Origin of the sequence: Mesorhizobium sp. Primo-A, assembly GCF_003997175.1 — a bacterium.
Lineage (GTDB): Bacteria > Pseudomonadota > Alphaproteobacteria > Rhizobiales > Rhizobiaceae > Mesorhizobium > Mesorhizobium ciceri.
Genome location: NZ_RZTG01000001.1, coordinates 405,991 through 424,090, shown reverse-complemented (window position 1 = coordinate 424,090; position 18,100 = coordinate 405,991). Strand labels below are relative to the sequence as shown.

Here is an 18,100-nt window from a genome sequence, read left to right as displayed (position 1 = left end):
CGTGGCGCAGGGGGATCGACCGCCTCTATAAAAGCGTCTTGTCCTCCAAACTGGAGAAACTGTTCAAATGACCAGAATGCTGGCAAGCGTCACCGGCATCGAAGAGGCGGAGATCGCTCTTTCTGGAGGTGTCGATATCGTCGACCTGAAGGACCCGAAGGCGGGAGCCCTGGGCGCGGTGTCCATGGAAACTATGCTCCGAACGATCTCTTTCATCGCGGGTCGGGCTCCGGTCAGCGCTGTCTGCGGCGACCTGCCGATGGAACCCGAAACGATCCGCATCAAGGCCGAAGAGATCGCGGCGACCGGCGTCGACTATGTGAAGATCGGATTTTTTCCTTCGGCAAATATCTCTGCCTGCGCACAGGCGCTTGAACCGCTCGCCGCACGAACGAAGCTGATTGCCGTGCTGTTTGCCGATCTGGCGCCGGACTTCGAGCTTCTGCCGATGTTCGCCAGGCATCGCTTCCACGGCGTGATGGTTGATACCGCGCAAAAGGGGAAGGGCCGGCTGCTCGATCATCTGCCGCCGGAGCGTATTCCGGGATTCGTCGATCGAACGAAATCGCTCGGTCTGATGGTCGGCCTGAGTGGATCGCTGGAAGCTCCGGATATTCCGCGCCTATTGCCTTTCGCTCCCGATTTTCTCGGCTTTCGGGGGGCGCTGTGTGGCCATTCCGGTCGCACGAGTTCGATCAGCGCCGAGGCGGTCTCGCAGATTCGCGAGTTGATCCCAGCGGAATCCGGGACCGGCGATCAATCGAGTATCGACTATCGCCTGTTGGCAGCGAGAGGCTATTCGCCGGACACCGACCCGACACTGGGCACGGACAGGATTTTTGTGCGGGATTTTGTTCTGCCGGTCCAGATCGGTGCCTACAGCTTCGAGCATGGCCATACTCAAAAAGTGCGCTTTGATGTGATCGCCGATGTGCTGCAAATCACCGACCATCCCGAGGACATGCGCCATGTGTTCTCCTACGACATCATCATGGACGGCATTCGCACCATCGTCGCGCGGGGCCATATCCAGCTCAGCGAGGCTTTGGCCGAGCAGGTGGCAGCGCACGTGCTGGAGAACCAGCGTGTCGTGCGCGTCACGGTTAGGGTGGAAAAGCTCGAGCTCGGCCCTGGCGGCGTCGGCGTTGAGATCGAACGCAAGCGCCAATCGGCGGGACGCGGTGCTGCCTCCGGCATTGCTGGCCGAAAAGACCGAAGCGTTGTTTTCCGGCCGCGCCAGGAGCGCCCCGAAATGCTTCGACGGGCCATCGTCAAGCTTGGCGGCAGCACGGCCCATGCGGCGGAGATGAAGAGCTGGATCGCAGCGCTGGCGGGTTCCAGGCTGCCGATCGTCATCGTGCCCGGCGGCGGGCTCTTTGCCGACCATGTGCGCGAGACGCAGACCAGCATGGAGTTTTCCGACACCGCCGCTCATGCCATGGCGATCCTGGCCATGGAGCAGTTCGGCCATGTCATCCTCGACCGGGACGAAAGGCTGGCGCCGGCACGGTCGCTGGACGAGATCGGGCGAGTGTTGGAGGCGGGGAAGGTTCCGGTGTGGCTGCCGTCGTCACTGGCACTGCCGGCGCTGGATGTTCCGGCCTCCTGGGACATTACCTCCGATTCTCTGGCCGCCTGGCTTGCCGGCAAGCTTGGCGCAAACGCGCTGTTGCTTGTCAAGCAGACCGGTGCATTCTTCGACAGCGATACCGCTGACAGCCTGAGGGCCCGAGGCATTGTCGACCCAGGCTTTGCCGCCATGCTGCCCGACGGCATCGATTTCCATCTCGCCGGTCCGAAGGATGCTGCCGGGGCCAGCGCGATGCTCGCGTCGGGCAAGCTGCCCGGCATCCGGATAGTGGCTTCAACAGGGTCGTCGGCAAAGAAGGCGGGATAGCCGATGGTGAAGCTGCATGTGCCGCGCTGGGCGTGGGTTTTGACGGGTTCCGGGCATTTTTTTACGGAGAGCTTCGCACTTGTTCGCCAGCTCGAACATTGCGATGTCTTCGTGTCTAAGGCCGCCAACGAAGTGCTGCGCATGTACAAGCTTAAACTTGATTTCCCGGAGACGACGCGCGTGCTGCACGACAAGACCGCAAGCGCGATCCCGGTCGGCGAATTCTACCACGGTGTCTATCACACGGTCGTGGTGGCGCCGGCCACGTCCAACACGGTCGCCAAATGCGTGCATGGCATTTCCGACACGCTCGCCACCAATGTCTTTGCCCAAGCGGGAAAGTGCCGTGTGCCAGCCATCGTCTTTGCTTGCGACACTGCGCCGGAACTCGAAACCCAGGCACCGCACGGACTGGTCAAGGTCTATCCGCGCAGGATCGACCTGGAAAATACCAAACAGTTGAAGAGTTTCGAGCGGACCCTGGTGGTCGAGTCGCTCGCTGATCTCGAAGCCTCGCTCACACGGCGCCAGGCCGAACTCGCAAGCGATGGCTGAGCGGCTGGTTTTTCTTACCGGCCATCTGGCCAAGGCGCGGCTGGAACGGCTGCTGACCGGGCTGGGCAGAACCGAATTCGTGTGGGAAATCGTCGACGTCGGCGTCAAGGTCGCCGCGCTGATGAGCGAGGACATCGTGAAGCGTCGGCTCACTCTGACAGGAGACGTCGACCGCGTCATCCTGCCCGGACGCTATCGGGGAAACATCGAACACCTGTCGGAGCATTTCGGCGTGCCCTTTGTGCGCGGCCCCGACGAGATCGCCGACCTTCCGGCCTTCCTTGGCCGGGCGGGCAAACCGCCGGATCTGACGCGTCACGATATGCGCATCTTCGCCGAGATCGTCGATGCGCCGATGCTGTCGGTCGAGGCCCTGATGGCGAGGGCCTCGATGCTGGCTGCGGCCGGCGCGGATGTCATCGATCTGGGCTGCCTGCCGGAGACGCCGTTTCCGTTGCTGGCTGAGGCAGTGCGGGCACTCAAGGCACAGGGGTTTGTGGTCAGCGTCGATTCGGCCAGCGCAGACGAACTGTCGATCGGTGCGCACGCCGGCGCGGACTATCTTCTCAGCCTCGATGAGAACACGCTGCCGTTGATCTTCGACCATCGGGCTACGGCAGTGTTGATACCCTCCATCCCCGGCGATCTGGATTCGCTCGGCCGGGCGATTACCGCGGCACAAAAGGCCGGCGTCGCCTTCATTGCCGATCCCGTGCTCGACCCGATCCATTTCGGCTTCGCCGTTTCACTCGGGCGCTTCATCGAGGCGCGGCGCCGTTGGCCGGACATCGAATTGCTGATGGGCACCGGCAATCTCACCGAATTGACCGACGCCGACAGTTCCGGCGTTACAGCCGTGCTAGCGGGGCTCTGCTCGGAACTCCGGATCCGGAACGTGCTGACGGTGCATGTCAGCCCACACACGGTGCGGACGATCGAGGAGCACGATATCGCCCGCCGCGTCATGTTGGCTGCTTGCACGGACGGCGCGTTGCCGCGCGGCTATCACCCAGGCCTGTTGCAGGTCCACGATCGCAAGCCTTTCACAGCCTCAACCGACGATATCGAGGCATTGGCGGCCCAGGTGCGCGATGCCAACTTCCGGATCGCGGTAGCGGAGGACGGCATCCATGTTTTCAATAGCAAAGGGCATGCGGTTGCCACGGATGCGTTCGAACTTTTTGCCTGGCTGGACGTCAACGCCGACGGCGCACACGCTTTTTACCTCGGCGCGGAACTGATGAAGGCGGAGATCGCGTGGCGGCTCGGCAAGCGTTATGTGCAGGACGAGCCGCTCGCATGGGGCGTTGCCGCGCCGGCACCCGAAACCGACCGTACCCGTCTTGCCGAGCCGGGCAAGACGCTCCGCGCAAGGAAAGAGCGCTAGGACCATGCCCTACATTCGCGAATCGATCATCACGACGGTCAATAAGGCAGGCAACGTCCACATCGCGCCGATTGGCATCATTGCCGAGAATGACGGTTGGGTTATCGCGCCGTTCCGGCCGTCGGTCACGCTCGACAATCTCGCCGAAGTGCCGTTCGCCATCGCCAATTATACTGACGACGCGCGTGTCTTTGCCGGCTGCCTGACAGGCCGCAAGCATTGGCCAACCGTTCCGGTTGACGGGTTCCCGGTGCCGAGGCTCGAGGCGGCGCTGGCGTATTCGGGCCTCGAAGTCCGGGCGGTCGATGACAATGGTGTGCGCCCCCGCCATTTCTGCCGCGTGGTGCGGGAGGAAACGCTCGCGCCGTTCACCGGCCTCAACCGAGCCAAGGCGGCGGTGCTTGAGCTGGCCATCCTGGTCAGCCGGCTCGGCATGCTGCCGCGCAACAAGATCGAGGCGGAAATCGCCTACCTTTCGATCGCCATCGAAAAGACGGCAGGCGACGGTGAAAAGGAAGCCTGGGGCTGGCTGATGCAGCGTGTCAGCGATCACTTGACCGCCAAAGGTTCGGATAGCGAGGACTCGCGAGCATAGGCGCGAGCGCCGCAACCTGCTTACGAAGGATATCCCGCCAAAAGCGCCACTGCGGACGCAGGTGCCGCGCTGCTCGCTTGCCCGCGAACAGTGTCATCGGCGGGGATGATGTCGGCGAAATCGACGTAACTGCGTTCCATGCGTTCGGCCAGCCGCCTGATCTGCCAGCGACCGCTTCCGGCGCCGACGATCGGGACATCCCGAGACAGGGTTCCGGCAACCAGCGCCGCTGCATCGTGCACTTTGCGCAGTTGCTGCTCGCTGAACCAGCGCGCGACTTCACCCCATTCCGGCGGGGTGAGGTCGGTGGCGTCGCGCCCCACCATGCGCGCCAGCCGCGCGATCGAGCCGTCCACAGTCTTTTCCTTGCCGTCGGCGGGAGGGTGCCTGTCGTCGTCCTCGTCGAGCACGCCCAGGATGCGGTGAGCGTCGGCGATCGAGGCGAAATATTCGTTCATCAGCGGCGTTAGCCTGCCATGGACGGGAGCCGACGAGGCTACGCCGAACAGGAATGTCCTGGTAAAGCCGGTATAGACCAATTCGCCGGTTAGAAGCCGTCCGGCATCGGTGTAGCCGTCATTGGCCACGGCGCCGTTCTTGATGGCGATAATATCGGTGGTGGTGGAGCCCATGTCGACGAACAGGGCATCGCCGGCGAGTTTTGCCACCAACAAGGCTGTCGCGTGCCAATTGGCGGAAGCCACATCGGCGGTCAGCTGCGCTGCCCGCTCGACTCCGACGAAACCGGATGGTCCGGCATAGACCAGCTTTTTGTCTGCGGGGAAATGGGTGGAAATCTGACCCAGCAGAGCCGCCACGCCGGCATCGCGGGACGGAAAGATGTCCGACAGTTCGCCCGTCATGGTGAATGCGTTGAGATCCGCACCCGCGTAGATCGGAGCCGTTTCGTCGAGGGCTGAAGCCAGCTTGTCCAACCCTTGCCAGAGCGGCGTTGCGATCGTTACCGCCTCGACGATGCGACCGTCTTGTGCGCGGGTCACCTTCAGATGCGCGCCGCCAATGTCGAAACCGGCAATGATGCCCTTTCTTTTTTCCACGCTTCAAGCTTTCATGACGGGGGCAATTGGTCGGTGAAAAAGCGTTGCGTATCATTCCGGTTCTCGACCTGAAAGACGGCGTGGTGGTTCGCGCCCAGCAGGGAAAACGCGATCGCTACAGGCCGATCGTTACGCCGCTCAGCCGAAGCCCTGATGTGGTCGCGGTCGCTGAAGGACTGCGTGGGCTTTATCCTTTTTCCACCTTCTACATCGCAGATCTGGACGCTATCGAAGGCGGAGCGCCAAACAGCGACGCACTCGCCCGGCTGAGGACGATGGCGGAGCCGCCGGAACTTTGGGTCGATGCCGGCGTGGCCGACGAAAAGACACTTTTGGCGGCGCTTGCCGAACGCTCGCTGTCTCCTGTTCTGGGCTCTGAATCGCAGCGAGACGACATGTTGCTGCGGCGTTTTCGCGATCATCCCGATCTCATCCTGTCCCTTGATTTCGTCGGCGATAGTTTTTGCGGGCCGCGTTCTCTTCTCGATGAGCCCGAGCTTTGGCCGCAAAAGGTGATTGTCATGACGCTGGCCAAGGTCGGTGCGGCCGCCGGTCCCGACTTCGGGCGGTTGCAGGAGGTCAAGGCCAAGGCCGGAAATCGCGCTGTCATTGCGGCCGGCGGTGTCCGCGACGAGAACGACATCAGGGCCTTGTCCGCCATGGGCGTCGCCGCGGCACTGGTCGCAACCTCATTGCACAACGCTACGCTCACGCCCGGCCACCTCGCGTCACTCGGCGCCTGATCGTCGTTGCTCGTCAGCTCCCGAAGGGCGTGCGCCCTTCGGGAGCTGACGTTTCAAAAGCCCAGAACCTTTTTCAGCCGGCGCAACAGACCATCCGTCTCAGAAGAGGGTTTTTCCTGTGCGGGGCTGTCTCTTGTCTAGGCTGCGAACGGATGCTTGACCTTGTCGCGCTGGGCCGTTGCTTCGGCGGCGGTCGGGGTTCCTGCAACGGCGCGCTGGATGGCTTCCTTTGTCGCCTCGTAATTGTATTTCTGGATCTTGGCGTCGTCCGCCGCGTCCCAATGGATGAATACCCCGACGCAGATGAACACGTCGTCTGCTTCGTTGGCCGGAATGGTCCCGTCCGCAACGCTGTCCTGCACGGCCTTTGCCACGGCGTGCTGCGCCGGGCCGAACATCTGGACCGCCTGTTTGGCACCCTTGATCGTGACCTTGTTGAACATCACGGTGTTGGGTTTGCATTGAAGATTGGGCGCGATCACCGCCAAAAGCGAAGTAAAGCCGTCCTTGTTGTTGGTAAGCGCGTTGCAAAATGCCGTTTCGACCGCGCTCCCCCGCGGGCCGATGAGCAGGTCGACATGCGCGACTTCGTTGCCGTCTCCCACCAGCGATTCACCGACCATAACCTTTGATATTTTTGCCATGCCAATTTCCTCCAAGACACAATTATGATGTCCACGGACGCTGCAACCGAGCAGGCGCTCGATGGACAGCTATCCTTGTTGGCAGCGTCCGGATTTGCCCGGACCGGTTGGCTAGATAGCCGCGGAAGCACAGCTTCCGCTTTTGGAAGTCAAGCACCAACGCCGCGATTATGCAAGGTGAGGGCGAGGGTGTGGACTAAAAGAGTAGCCACGGTGAGGTCGGCCGAGGTGCCGGGGTTGATGTTGTCGGCCTTCAGCCGGCGGTCGAACTCCATGAGCAGACGAATGCGCGACGGTTCGTCGCCCTCGGCATGGAGCGCCGCCTGAACGGCAACGGCTTCCTGCCGCGCCTGATTTGCGACGTGAACGCCGTGCTTGCGCATCACATGGCTGTCGGGGAAGCCGGCGAGAAACGCCATGTAGACGAACACCGTCGGCCACATGCCGTCTTCTTCACGTGCCAACGCTCCATCCAGCGCGGCGAGCCCGACCCCGAACACGTCGCCGAAACAGTTGCTGTACTGGCGAGCGATCATGTCGCGGTCGGCAGCCTCCCTCATCGCGTCCAGCAAATGGACCTTCGGCTCCTGCCGCACATCGTTGGCGGCTTCTCCGAGGCCGCCTGGCGCGGCCGTGACGATCGCCTCGAATACCGCCTTGGTATCCTGCACGCTCAAAGCCCGAAGCAGCGAATCGAGATTGTCACGCAGTCTGTCACCGCCCATTTCGGCGGCGCATATCAGAGGCCCTGCCAGAAGGATGATTCCGAGATTGGTATTGGTTGCGACCGCCAGTCGTGTCGCGCGCACCGCCTCCAGCATCCGCTGCCCGACCGGCAGACGAGGATCGGTCAGCGGCCCGGAGGAAACCTCCGCACTTGTCATGAACTGGGCGGCGGACATGCCGTGTCCGTCGGCGAACAGATGGACGTTGCCCGGCTTTAGGGCTTCGATCTCCATCCTGCAGGCATTCTTATAGCTGGCCCGGAGGCGTTCACGCGAAAGCACCACCTTGCCCGCCCTCACGAATTCGCAGGCGCGGCAAAACGGTAGGGCCGCGGTGCGGCGGCCGCCTCGGCGCGGTCGGCCAGAAGTTTCAGCAAGGCATCGGCGATTGCTTCGGCGATGTTCACGGCGACCACCGACTGCAATCCCGACCATGCGGGCATGCTGTTCACTTCGAGTATGAACAGATTGCCGTCGTCAGCCCGCACGATGTCCACGCCGGCAAAATCCGCGCCGACCGCGGCTGACGCAGCGACGGCCAGCGATGCCAGTTCCGCCTTGCCATGTTCGGAAACCTGTTCCGGCACGCCACCCCGGTTGACGTTCGTGATCCAGTCGTCGCTGATGCGGCTCATCATCGCCACGGTCTCTCCGGCGCAGACAAACACGCGGAAATCCCGGAAAGGCGGACCGGCACGCGACACATATTGCTGAAGGTAGTAGACGCTGTTCACCTCTTCTGCGGCCGGCAGGTCCGAGAACGTGCGGATCAGCTTTATGCCGCGGCCTTGCGCCCCGAACAATGGTTTCAGCACCAGCGGTCCCCGCGGAAGCTCTTGCGCCGCGACCTCCTCGGCGACGGCAAGTCCTTCTACGGCAAAGGTGCGTGGCGTAGGCAGGCCGGCATTTTTCAGGAGGAATGTCGTCATCGACTTGTCGACGCAGCGCTCGATCGCCTGCGCGGAATTCCATACGGGAACCGACAGTCTGCTTAACGCGTGCAGCACCCCGAGGCGCCGGGTAACCGCTTCGAACGATCCGGCGGCGATCGAACGGACGAGCACGGCGTCGGGCAGCGTGCCGCCGAAGCCGGGGATCGCAAGTCCGCTCGGGCTGCTGGTATCGAATGCGATCGCCGCCAGCGGCACGGCTGTAACGGCGGCGCCCCCCCGACCAAGTCCTGCCGCCAGGCCGTTGGAGCCGGTGTCCACTTTGTCGCTGACGATCAGGATGCGAGGGATCATGTGGCCTCTCGGGTGCGGGAATGTCGGCGGCGCGAGCGATTCCAGGCCCTCATGGCAGCGTCCGCGGCAGGGCTGCACGGAAGGCAGTCGCCGGGCGGGCGAATGACAGACGAATCCCTTTGCACCGCCATGCCCTAGCCGAGACTCCGTTCGAGCATCTTCAGATCACGCCGACCGGCGCGAAAAGTATCGCCGGTTTCGATCGCTGTCACGATCACTTCAGCCGGGCTGAACAGCAACGGGTCGATGGCATAGAAATCGCCCTTGAACCGCGTGAATATCTCGGCGAAGGGTTGGCCGTAGTCCCGTGAGGCGCTGCTGGGAAGTTTTTCCGCGAGTTTGCCAGCCTCCTTCGCCGATCCTTTGACGAAGAGCTGGACGCTGCCGCCATAGATGATGGCATCGTTGGTTCGGCCCATAGCGGTCAGGAAATCCGGATGGGGGGCGGGGATCGGCGCCGTTCCGATGCCGTCGACAACGTTTTCCAGCGGGAATTTGAGATCGTTGATCTTGTGCAGGGCAACCTCGAGCGCGCGCGCCACGATCTGCACGCCGCCGGCAAGGCTTTGTGTCGGCGCATAGAGGAAGGTGAGCTTTTCCGTCGCCAGTCCAGTTGCCTTGCTCACTTTCTCAACGGTCGCGCGGGGAGGCGGTTCGGCCGTCTCAAGGATAAGCACCGCGGAAGATGCGATGTCGTGATAGGAAAGTGTTTCGAACAGCGGTTCGACCCGGGCGAGGGCCCGCGCAGGCCCAGATCCCATCGCAAAATAGTCCTGGCCAGACAGGTTCCAGCCCGCATACTGGCTGCCCAGGCAGGCCAGCACCGGCTGCGAAGATCGCGCTTCGACGGTGAACGGCCATTGCTGTGACGCGCGATCCATGAACACCGAAACGCTGCCGAGACCGCCCATCGCAGCCTCAGCCATGCGCATCCCGGCCTCGACGCTGCCGACGGTCTTGGCGCCGGCATCGATCAGGCGCTCGCCCAATGGTCCCCTGGAAACGACGATACGCAGGCGTTCGGCGTCGCCGATCATGCCGTCAACGATGCGCTGTGCATTGTCGTTCAGGAATGCCGAACCGTCTTTCATGTCCGGTCTCCTTCCCATTGGAGTTGCAATTGGCTGGCTTGTCCCTTGATGAGCCGCTTGGTCGATTGGGCGCTCGGACCGCGCGCGAAGACCGTGCAGACAGGGTCGCCGGCAATCAGACGGGTGCCAGCCGACTGTTGGTCCGCTGTCCATTCAGGCCAGGCAATCGACGGAAAGTGAGTGATTGGCGTCGCGGCGTAGGTCACCATCGACGCCATCGAATCGACGAAGCGCGGCAAGCGGAAGACCTGACCCGTCGCGGCGCGCAGATGCGCTTCGATCAATGGCGCGTCAACATCGTCGAAAATGTCGAGGGTGGCGCCCGGCCTCGGATTGATCTCGATGAACGTGTAGCCATCTGGTCCACGGATCAGATCGGCGCTGCACAATCCAAGCAGGCCGGCGCGCCGCGTCAGACTTGAGAGCCAGCCGCCGATGACCGCCGCCTGTCTGCGATCGAAGCGTCTCAACCGTACGGCGCCGCCGTAGCGATAGGGCGCTGTGGGGGCGGGAGACGTCCATTGGTGGCTGAAACCCACGAGGTGCGCGGTTTGACCATTGCCGACGAACAGGGCCGAGATGCTGCGACCGGCAACGAAGCGCTGGAAGTAGCGGCCGGCGGTCGGGCTTTCTCCGGCTGCTCGTCTGACGTGTCCGCCGCCGGCGCCGCCCGCGGTCTTGACCACCCAGTTCTCCGGGTCAGGCGGCTGGTCCCATCGCAGTTGCGGATGCGGGATGCCGAGTTCGGCACAATCATCGGCCAGCAACTGCGGATCCTTGATCCTGCGGATCGCGGCGCCGCCATTGCCGGCGAGCCGAAAGTGTCGCGCGATTTTGTCCACGGTCTCAGGCATCCGCTCAAACCCTGAGCCCAGGACAATGGCGGCCGGCAGGTCGTCGCCAGCCAATCGCCGAAGCGTGTCGATGATGCGCTCGCCGTCGATGCCTCCTTGCAGGTCGCCTGGCAGCATTGTCGCGCGTTCTGCGAGCGCGACGGTGTCCGTATCGCAAAAGAAATCGGCGACCAGCGGACGATAGCCGGCGCGACGCGCGGCGGCGGCCAGCCCCCGGCCTGAAATTGCCGCGATCAAAAGAGATCCGGCGTTACTTGGCAATCTCGCGTGCAAGGGAAAACGCTTCCTGAAAACCGAGCGTGATCGTCTTTTCGGATTCGATCATTCTTTTGAAGAGACCGAATTCGACCTTATATTTGACATTGCCGATGGCAAGCGGACCAATGCCGACAGCTTTTGCCGCATCGAGTGGATCACCATTGGCATTGACGGCCAATCCTTCGATGCCGGCCGGGGGAACGGCATTGACGTCGGCCGCAATAAGCAGGTCATTGCCTTTCAATTGGGCTTTGGAGACCACCTGGACGCCAGCTTTGGCGCAAGCCAGGATAATTTCGTTGGCTTCGACCAGCTTTGTCTTGCGGGCGTCGCTCGATCCGTCAGCCGCATCGACGGTGAGGTGGAACCTGCTTTCGATCTCGGCCGCGATCTGCTTGACCCGTTCGATGCCGTCATGGCCGACAAGTGTGACCCGGGCACCTTCCCCTGCCGCGATGACGGCGGTGCAGAAGCCGACGACGCCGGTGGCGCCGAAAACAGCCACTCTCGTATCCCTGAGCGCACGCTGGAATTTCTTCTCCAGCGCCTTTTCGACCTTGGCCACCATCGCCGCGGCTGTGGTGAACGAGCCGGCTGGATCGGCAAATACCGAAACCTGGAAAGGCGGCACCATCGCCTTCTTCGCGGCGTCGAACATGTCGAGCGCCAACGAGGCATCCTTCCCGGCGATGAAGATGCCGGTGTCGACACCCGCATCCGGCGGGCGTGAAAAGATCGCGTCCTGGACCAGTCCCGTCACTTCGGCCAGGCCCACATCGACATAGGGGACGACGGCGTCGAAACCTGCGTCGAGCGCCATGTTCACGTCGAAGGGGCTCATCTGCTTCAACGGTGTCAGCATGTGCAGGATGTGTTTGCGGGCCATTTCTTGCCTTTCTGCCTGAAACTGAAGCGTCAGCTGCCGACGAGATCCAGCCTGGTTGAACTGATCTTCGCGCCGGAGTTCCTGCCCTTGACGATCTTGACCTCAAGGCCGCCCTCAACTGTCGTCTTCCGAACCGCGTCGACGAACTTGAGTGCGGCGTCCTGCGATGGCGCGAAGGCAAAGCCTGTCGGCCCCCAGGAACTCTGGCCGATGCCGACGGCGCCTGCTTCATTGAGACAGTGGGCCACCATCTCGACCCGCTTCGAGGTGAACACGCCGCCCTGGGCCGGGGCGAAATGGCTGCCGATCAGCATCTGTATCGCGGTGACGGCGGCGCCGAATGCCGGAAGGTCCCGCTCGACCAAAGCCGGCATTATGCCCATCAGCACCCTCCGGCAGATCTCCCCACTGCCTGCCGTTGGGAATGGCGGCAGCGAGCGAAACGCCGCAACCTCGGCTGCTCCATGCAGTCCATGCCCGGAATGGTCGAGGATGAGGAGGACGCGCCACTCTTCCGGAAACGGCAGCCGCGCGACGACCGGAGGCGTTCCGCCGCGGTCGTTCTTGCCGGCGTCGACTATGACGCCGCCGTCTTCGAAACTTGCGATGCCGATGCCGGATCGGCCGCCCCGCTCGAGCAGGTTAGCGTCGCCGGCGATGTCCAGAGGCAGATTGTGGAGCGTGCGCAACGCCGAGGCGACGGCAAGGGCGATCTGTGTGCCGGAGCCCAGACCCGCATGACTGGGGATCGACTGCTCTACCACCAGATGGTGCTGGCCGCGAATGCCAAGATGCTTGCAGAGCGTCGATAGATGCTCGCTGGCGCGGGTGCTCTCGGAGCCTTCGACGATGGTCTCGCTGGACCGCGACAGGGTGACGACGGTTTCGGGTTCGCTCAATGGAAGCCCGACGCTGCCGAACCGCCGTCCAGCATCGCCATTGAGATCAAGGAAGCCAAGGTGCAGGCGAGCGGGCACTCGTATGGTAACAGAATTCGACATCTGCCCCCCGATGGGTGCATCATGGATGCATCATGGAAGTTTAGGTGCCCGGTACCATGATAACTGTTTTCGTCGATGGGGCAAGCCAAAGAGAACGCATACGTGTTTGCCGGCTCCGGCGTGTGACAGACCGAGCAATTCGCGGAGGTCGAGATGAACGAGACAGTCAAGGAAAAGGTCTATTCGGAAGCCGAGATCGCCGACCGGCTTGAGAAGGAGTTGCCGAAATGGCGTTATGAAAACGGCTGGATCCGGCGCAAATACAAGACCCACAGCTGGAAATCGACGCTCATGGTCATCAACACGGTTGGTCATCTCGCCGAGGCGGCGTGGCACCATCCTGATATCACCGCCTCCTATGCCTGGGTCGAGGTGCGCCTGACGAATCACGCGGCGAAAGGCATTACCGACAAGGATTTCGAGTTGGCGAAAAAGATCGAGGACGTTGTCCAGTGGCAGCCGGCCAAGGAAGGCGGGGCACTGGAGGGCACTCCACTGACCGATCAACGCTTCGCTTACGTCAAATATGACTAAGCAGGGTCGGAATTTGTTGACGCGTATGAAAACATTCGCTGATCCGCTGCAGGGTGGGGTTCACGGCCAATCCAGTTTCGTCTAGGATCGAGCCGGCACCAGAAAGTAGTTTAGCGAATGGCGGTTGCTTGGATCGGCAACCGGGAAGCGCTGATTGAGCACGCGGCTGCGCATGCCGCGTCGCTATTGTCGTCAAGTCGGTGCCCGGTTTTCAGCTTTGATACGGATATAGATGGCACGAGGGCGGCGATCGCGCTGGCTGAGCGGGCTGGCGCGGCATACGACCATGCCGATGGTGCGGCACTTGCCCGAGAGACCGCGCTTTTTACCGACAAGGGGGCAATGACCGTCGCCCCCGGAGAGACGCGCCGGCGTGCCGATGTCGTGGTGATCGTGGGCGAGCTCCCGCGGATCCATCATGGTCTTGTCGGCGAACTTGCCGGGACGGTTCCCGACCTCTCGACCGGCAACCAGCGCGCGTTCTTCGTGGTAGGCCCAAACGGGATGTCTGTGCCGCCGCTGAACGGCGGACGCAAGGCAACGCAACTTTCCTGTGGCCAAGCTAGCCTCACCGCCACGCTGGCGGCACTGAGGGCACAGTACAAAGGGCGGCGTACATCGCAACCGGTGTCGAATTTCAATGATTTTGCCAAAGCTCTGGCGGCCGCGCATTTTCCCGTGTTCCTGTTTTCAGGCCACGCCGCCGAAGGCTTGGCATTGGAGATGCTGCAAGGACTGATCGCCGATCTCAATCGCAAATCGCGCGCATCCGGCCTTTATCTGCCGGCGAGCGAAAACGGGTGGGGAAGCGCGCTCGCCTCGGCCTGGATGACAGGTTTTCCGCTGCGCACCGGCTTTGCGCGCGGCCTCCCTGAATTCGATCCCTGGCGCTGCGATGTGGAGCGCATGATCGCTGCCGGCGAAGCTGACCTGCACCTGCGGATCTCCGCCGCAACGGCCCAACTACAGAAAAAAAGGGCACGCATGGCGCTGATTGTGCTGACGAAAACGGAAAAGCCGGTTGCCGGCGCCGCAGTCACCATGGCCATCGGCGAGGCTGGGGTCGATCACGATGCGGTTGTCTACTCCAGCCGCACGGGCTCGCTCAGGTCGATCGATGCGCAAGCGGCCTCGCAATTGCCCTCCGCCGCGACGATCATCCGCCTGATCGCTACCCACGCTTTCCTCGAGCCACTGCCATGCTGACGAAAATCGCCGACGGCGACATCATCGATCCCGTCAACGGCCGTCTCGGCAAAGGCGACCTCTGGATCAAGGACGACAAGATCGTTCCGGCGCCGGCGGGAGGGGCGGCCGACCGGACCGTCGAAGCCAGCGGCTGCATCGTGATGGCTGGCGCCATCGATATCCACTCCCACATCGGTGGCGGCAATGTGAACACCGCGCGGCTGCTCTTGCCCGAACAGCATGCCGCCCATCAGCTGCGGCCAGCAATGACGCCGCTCGCCAATGCCGGCTGGTCGACGTTCCAGACCGGCTGCCTCTACGCAAAGATGGGCTTTACGACGGTCGTCGAGCCGGCGATGTCGCCGGGAGCGGCGCTGCACACGCATCTCGAACTGGCTGACATCCCGATTATCGACAAAGCGACCCTTGCCATTCTCGGCAACGACGATTTCCTGTTGTCGATGATCCGCGACGACGCCCCCCGGACGATGATCGAGGACTATGTCGCCTGGACGGTCGCTTCGACGCGAGCGCTTGGGGTCAAGGTGATCAACGCCGGTGCGGCGGCCGCCTTCAAGGAGAACGTCCGCACCTTCTCGCTGGATGATGTCGTGCCTTCCTATGGCGTCAGTTCGCGCAAGATCGTCAAGACGCTGCAGGCCGCCGTCGACAGTCTTGGCTTGCCGCATCCCTTGCATGTCCATTGCAACAATCTGGGCAGCCCCGGATCGGCGGATACGGCGGCTGCGACGATTGCAGCGGCGGATGGACTGCCGCTGCATCTCGCCCACCTCCAGTTCTATGGCTATGGCACGGAAGGAAAACGCGGGTTTTCCTCTGCCGCCGCACGGCTTGCCGAACTGGTCAACGCGACGCCGGAAGTCACCATCGATATCGGCCAGGTGATGTTCGGCCAGACGGTCACGGTCTCCTCCGACGTCATGCGGCAGTTTTCGGCGCGTGGCAGCGCACACCCGAAAAAGACCGTCATTCATGACGGTGACGGCAATGGCGGCGGCATCGTGCCCTACAGCTATGGCAAGGACTTCTACGGCACGATGCAGTGGGCGATCGGGCTCGAGCTTTTTCTCCTGATCGACGATCCCTGGCGTGTGTTCTTCACCACCGATCATCCCAACGGTGCACCTTTTACCGCCTATCCGGCGCTGTTCGAACTGCTGATGAGCCGGGAAGCGCGCGCCGAAATGGCCGCCGGACTTTCACGATCCGCCCTGGTGCTCTCTACCCTGGCCGCAATCGACCGCGAATACACGTTCGAGGAAATCGCCATCATGACGCGCGCGGCGCCAGCCAAGCTGCTCGGCTTGACGGATCGAGGCCATCTCGGCGCCGGCGCAACAGCCGACGTCGCTGTCTATCGCAGGGACCGCAGTATCGCCAAAATGCTCGGAGAGGCGGCGTATGTTTTCAAGGATGGCGATCTCGTCGTGCAAGACGGGGAAATCATCCATTACCGCTGGGGCAAGGCATTGAGGCTCAAGCCGCCTGTCGACAAGGCAATGGTGCGACGGCTCGAGGACTATCACCAGCAGCGCTACGGCCTGTCGCTGGACTGGTTTAATTTCCCGGATTCCGCGATTGCGCGCGAACAGCCATTCGGCGAGGTGCCATGCCGAACATGAGCATCAATGGCGTAACGATCGACGATACCTTCGCGGAAGCCTTCGGCATGCGCGCAACCGCCATCGTCATCACCGCGCCGAGCCGGAAATGGGCTCGCCAGGCGGCGATCACAATGACCGGCTTCGCCACCTCGGTGATCGGTTGCGGCTGCGAAGCGGCAATCGATCTCGACCTGCCGCCATCGGCCACACCGGATGGCCGGCCGGGCTGCCGCGTCATGATTTTCGCGATGGGAACGGACGAATTGCAGAAACAACTGCTCAATCGTGTCGGCCAGTGCGTTTTGACCTCGCCGGGTTCCGCCTGCTTTGCCGGGCTGCAGGGCAGCGCCGAGCTCAAGCTCGGTTCGGCACTGCGTTATTTCGGCGACGGCTGGCAAATCTCCAAGAAGATCGGCGACAGGCATTTCTGGCGTATTCCCGTCATGGATGGCGAGTTCCTGTGCGAAGCAACGACCGGACTGACGAAGGAAGCTGTCGGTGGCGGCAATTTCTTTGTCATGGCGCAAAGCAGCGCCAACGCTTTGGCCGCTGCCGAGGCCGCCGTCGGTGCGATCGGCATGGTGCCTGGCGCCATCGTGCCGTTTCCGGGCGGCATTGCCCGTTCGGGTTCCAAGATCGGTGGCAAATACAAAGGCATGATCGCCTCGGCCAACGAAGCCTACGCGCCGACACTGCGCGGCGTCGTCGCGAGTGAACTCGGTCCCGACATCAACGCCGTCCTGGAAATCGTCATCGATGGTGAGACCAATGATGCAGTTGCCGCCGCGATGAAGGCGGGCATCAAGGCTGTCATAGAGCTCGGACCGCAAAGAGGCGCGGTTCGGATCAGCGCCGGCAATTACGGCGGCAAGCTCGGGAAATTCATCTACTCGCTGAAGGATATGCTGCCATGAAGGCGCTGACCTTCACCCTGGTTGCCGAGCCGCCGGAGCGCCTTGACCTGTCGCCGCTGACGCCGGAGCGGCTGGCCGGGATCGAAAGGCGCGACGTCGAAAGAATCCAGATCGGCATGTCGAAGCTCGGATCGAAGGTGGGCGACATTTTTCGCGTCGCCGGCAGCGATCCGGCAAGCATCGTGTTCGAGGGCGGAAGCATGCGCCTTGACCTTGTGGCGCAAGGCATGCGGGGTGGGTCGGTTCGCCTCGTTGGCAATGCCGGCGCCCAGGCCGGGCGCGCCATGCGGGGTGGCAAGCTCACGATCGAAGGCAATGCGGGTCCATACGCCGGCTCCGGCATGCGCGGCGGCAGGCTTGAGATAACAGGCAATGCCGGCGACCACCTCGGTGCGCCGCTCGTCGGGGAACTGGCCGGCATGAACGGCGGTGTGTTGATCGTCAGGGGCAGAGCGGGCGCCTTCGCGGCGGACCGCATGCGGCGCGGCCTGGTCGCGGTGCTGAAAGGCTCCGGCGACCATGCCGGCAGCCGCATGATCGCCGGCACCTTGGTGGTGGCCGGTGGCACCGGTGAGATGCCTGGCTATCTGATGCGTCGCGGTTCGATCCTTCTCGATCGCGCGCCGGCACGCATGTCGCCGAGCTTCGTCGAATGCGGCGCGCCCGAGAGCGTTTTCGCCGCCATCATCGATCGTCATCTGATCGCCGAGGGCATTTTGAAACGGCCGCTTCTGGGGAGCGCACCGCGCAAATATGGCGGGGATAACGCAGTGCTCGGAATGGGCGATGTTCTTTTTCCGCGCTGAGATCCGTCGACACAGGAACCATACGATGGCAGGACGCAAGTGCTTGCCGCTGGGTGGCAGTGGTGGGGCCGACCGTCATCCGACCCGCAACGTGG

At 62.8% G+C, this 18,100-nt stretch carries 18 protein-coding genes; 10 read left to right on the top strand and 8 right to left on the bottom strand.

The annotated features are described in order from the left end of the window. Positions 1-67 precede the first annotated feature (67 nt). The 4 genes from EOC83_RS33145 to EOC83_RS01945 are packed head-to-tail and all read left to right on the top strand — an operon-like array spanning position 68 to position 4,434. The gene (locus EOC83_RS33145) at positions 68-1,897 is read left to right on the top strand and encodes a (5-formylfuran-3-yl)methyl phosphate synthase (protein ID WP_082826446.1); all 1,830 of its coding nucleotides are present in this window, start codon (positions 68-70) and stop codon (positions 1,895-1,897) included. Between the two features lie 3 nt (positions 1,898-1,900). Then, positions 1,901-2,452 (top strand): flavoprotein, encoded by a 552-nt coding sequence (locus EOC83_RS01955; protein WP_013532041.1) that lies wholly within the window; start codon positions 1,901-1,903, stop codon positions 2,450-2,452. Continuing rightward, positions 2,445-3,839, top strand: coding sequence for a DUF6513 domain-containing protein (locus EOC83_RS01950; protein ID WP_063167852.1), 1,395 nt, complete (start codon positions 2,445-2,447; stop codon positions 3,837-3,839). The genes EOC83_RS01955 and EOC83_RS01950 overlap by 8 nt, the downstream gene beginning before the upstream one ends. Positions 3,840-3,843: 4 nt before the next feature. Further along, positions 3,844-4,434 (top strand): DUF447 domain-containing protein, encoded by a 591-nt coding sequence (locus EOC83_RS01945; RefSeq protein ID WP_063167853.1) that lies wholly within the window; start codon positions 3,844-3,846, stop codon positions 4,432-4,434. Between the two features lie 20 nt (positions 4,435-4,454). Here EOC83_RS01945 and EOC83_RS01940 read toward each other — a convergent pair whose 3' ends face one another. Continuing rightward, positions 4,455-5,492 (bottom strand): hydantoinase/oxoprolinase family protein, encoded by a 1,038-nt coding sequence (locus tag EOC83_RS01940; RefSeq protein ID WP_024504387.1) that lies wholly within the window; start codon positions 5,490-5,492, stop codon positions 4,455-4,457. A 44-nt stretch (positions 5,493-5,536) separates the two neighbouring features. Between EOC83_RS01940 and EOC83_RS01935 the strand changes: the two genes are divergently transcribed. Next, on the top strand, positions 5,537-6,235 hold the full coding sequence (locus EOC83_RS01935; protein WP_063167854.1) for a HisA/HisF-related TIM barrel protein: 699 nt from the start codon (positions 5,537-5,539) through the stop codon (positions 6,233-6,235). 137 nt (positions 6,236-6,372) lie between these two features. Here EOC83_RS01935 and fae read toward each other — a convergent pair whose 3' ends face one another. From fae to EOC83_RS01900, 7 genes are all read right to left on the bottom strand, one after another. Continuing rightward, entirely contained in the window at positions 6,373-6,879 is a 507-nt protein-coding gene (gene fae / locus EOC83_RS01930) for a formaldehyde-activating enzyme (protein ID WP_013532036.1), read from the bottom strand. A 149-nt stretch (positions 6,880-7,028) separates the two neighbouring features. Then, positions 7,029-7,886 (bottom strand): triphosphoribosyl-dephospho-CoA synthase, encoded by an 858-nt coding sequence (locus tag EOC83_RS01925; RefSeq protein WP_318011922.1) that lies wholly within the window; start codon positions 7,884-7,886, stop codon positions 7,029-7,031. A 14-nt stretch (positions 7,887-7,900) separates the two neighbouring features. Continuing rightward, the gene (locus EOC83_RS01920) at positions 7,901-8,752 is read right to left on the bottom strand and encodes a RimK family alpha-L-glutamate ligase (RefSeq protein ID WP_224619548.1); all 852 of its coding nucleotides are present in this window, start codon (positions 8,750-8,752) and stop codon (positions 7,901-7,903) included. A gap of 230 nt (positions 8,753-8,982) precedes the next feature. Then, positions 8,983-9,939, bottom strand: a complete 957-nt coding sequence (gene mch, locus EOC83_RS01915; RefSeq protein WP_024504391.1) for a methenyltetrahydromethanopterin cyclohydrolase — start codon at positions 9,937-9,939, stop codon at positions 8,983-8,985. Further along, positions 9,936-11,030: an ATP-grasp domain-containing protein gene (locus tag EOC83_RS01910; RefSeq protein ID WP_063167856.1), complete on the bottom strand. Its 1,095-nt coding sequence runs from the start codon at positions 11,028-11,030 to the stop codon at positions 9,936-9,938. Before EOC83_RS01910 ends, mch begins: the two co-directional genes overlap by 4 nt. Positions 11,031-11,043: 13 nt before the next feature. Then, the gene (locus EOC83_RS01905) at positions 11,044-11,937 is read right to left on the bottom strand and encodes an NAD(P)-dependent methylenetetrahydromethanopterin dehydrogenase (protein WP_013532031.1); all 894 of its coding nucleotides are present in this window, start codon (positions 11,935-11,937) and stop codon (positions 11,044-11,046) included. A 29-nt stretch (positions 11,938-11,966) separates the two neighbouring features. Continuing rightward, positions 11,967-12,938, bottom strand: coding sequence for a beta-ribofuranosylaminobenzene 5'-phosphate synthase family protein (locus tag EOC83_RS01900; protein WP_024504393.1), 972 nt, complete (start codon positions 12,936-12,938; stop codon positions 11,967-11,969). Between the two features lie 153 nt (positions 12,939-13,091). Here EOC83_RS01900 and EOC83_RS01895 point away from each other — a divergent pair, with 153 nt between their 5' ends. From EOC83_RS01895 to EOC83_RS01875, 5 genes are all read left to right on the top strand, one after another. Continuing rightward, the gene (locus EOC83_RS01895) at positions 13,092-13,472 is read left to right on the top strand and encodes a 4a-hydroxytetrahydrobiopterin dehydratase (RefSeq protein WP_013532029.1); all 381 of its coding nucleotides are present in this window, start codon (positions 13,092-13,094) and stop codon (positions 13,470-13,472) included. A gap of 117 nt (positions 13,473-13,589) precedes the next feature. Continuing rightward, positions 13,590-14,678, top strand: coding sequence for a hypothetical protein (locus tag EOC83_RS01890; RefSeq protein ID WP_063167857.1), 1,089 nt, complete (start codon positions 13,590-13,592; stop codon positions 14,676-14,678). Further along, positions 14,672-16,303: a formylmethanofuran dehydrogenase subunit A gene (locus EOC83_RS01885; RefSeq protein WP_063167858.1), complete on the top strand. Its 1,632-nt coding sequence runs from the start codon at positions 14,672-14,674 to the stop codon at positions 16,301-16,303. Before EOC83_RS01890 ends, EOC83_RS01885 begins: the two co-directional genes overlap by 7 nt. Beyond that, a complete protein-coding gene (gene fhcD, locus EOC83_RS01880) occupies positions 16,291-17,199 on the top strand; it encodes a formylmethanofuran--tetrahydromethanopterin N-formyltransferase (RefSeq protein WP_063167859.1) in 909 nt (302 codons plus the stop codon). The genes EOC83_RS01885 and fhcD overlap by 13 nt, the downstream gene beginning before the upstream one ends. Further along, positions 17,196-18,005 (top strand): formylmethanofuran dehydrogenase subunit C, encoded by an 810-nt coding sequence (locus EOC83_RS01875; RefSeq protein ID WP_063167860.1) that lies wholly within the window; start codon positions 17,196-17,198, stop codon positions 18,003-18,005. Before fhcD ends, EOC83_RS01875 begins: the two co-directional genes overlap by 4 nt. Positions 18,006-18,100 lie beyond the last annotated feature (95 nt).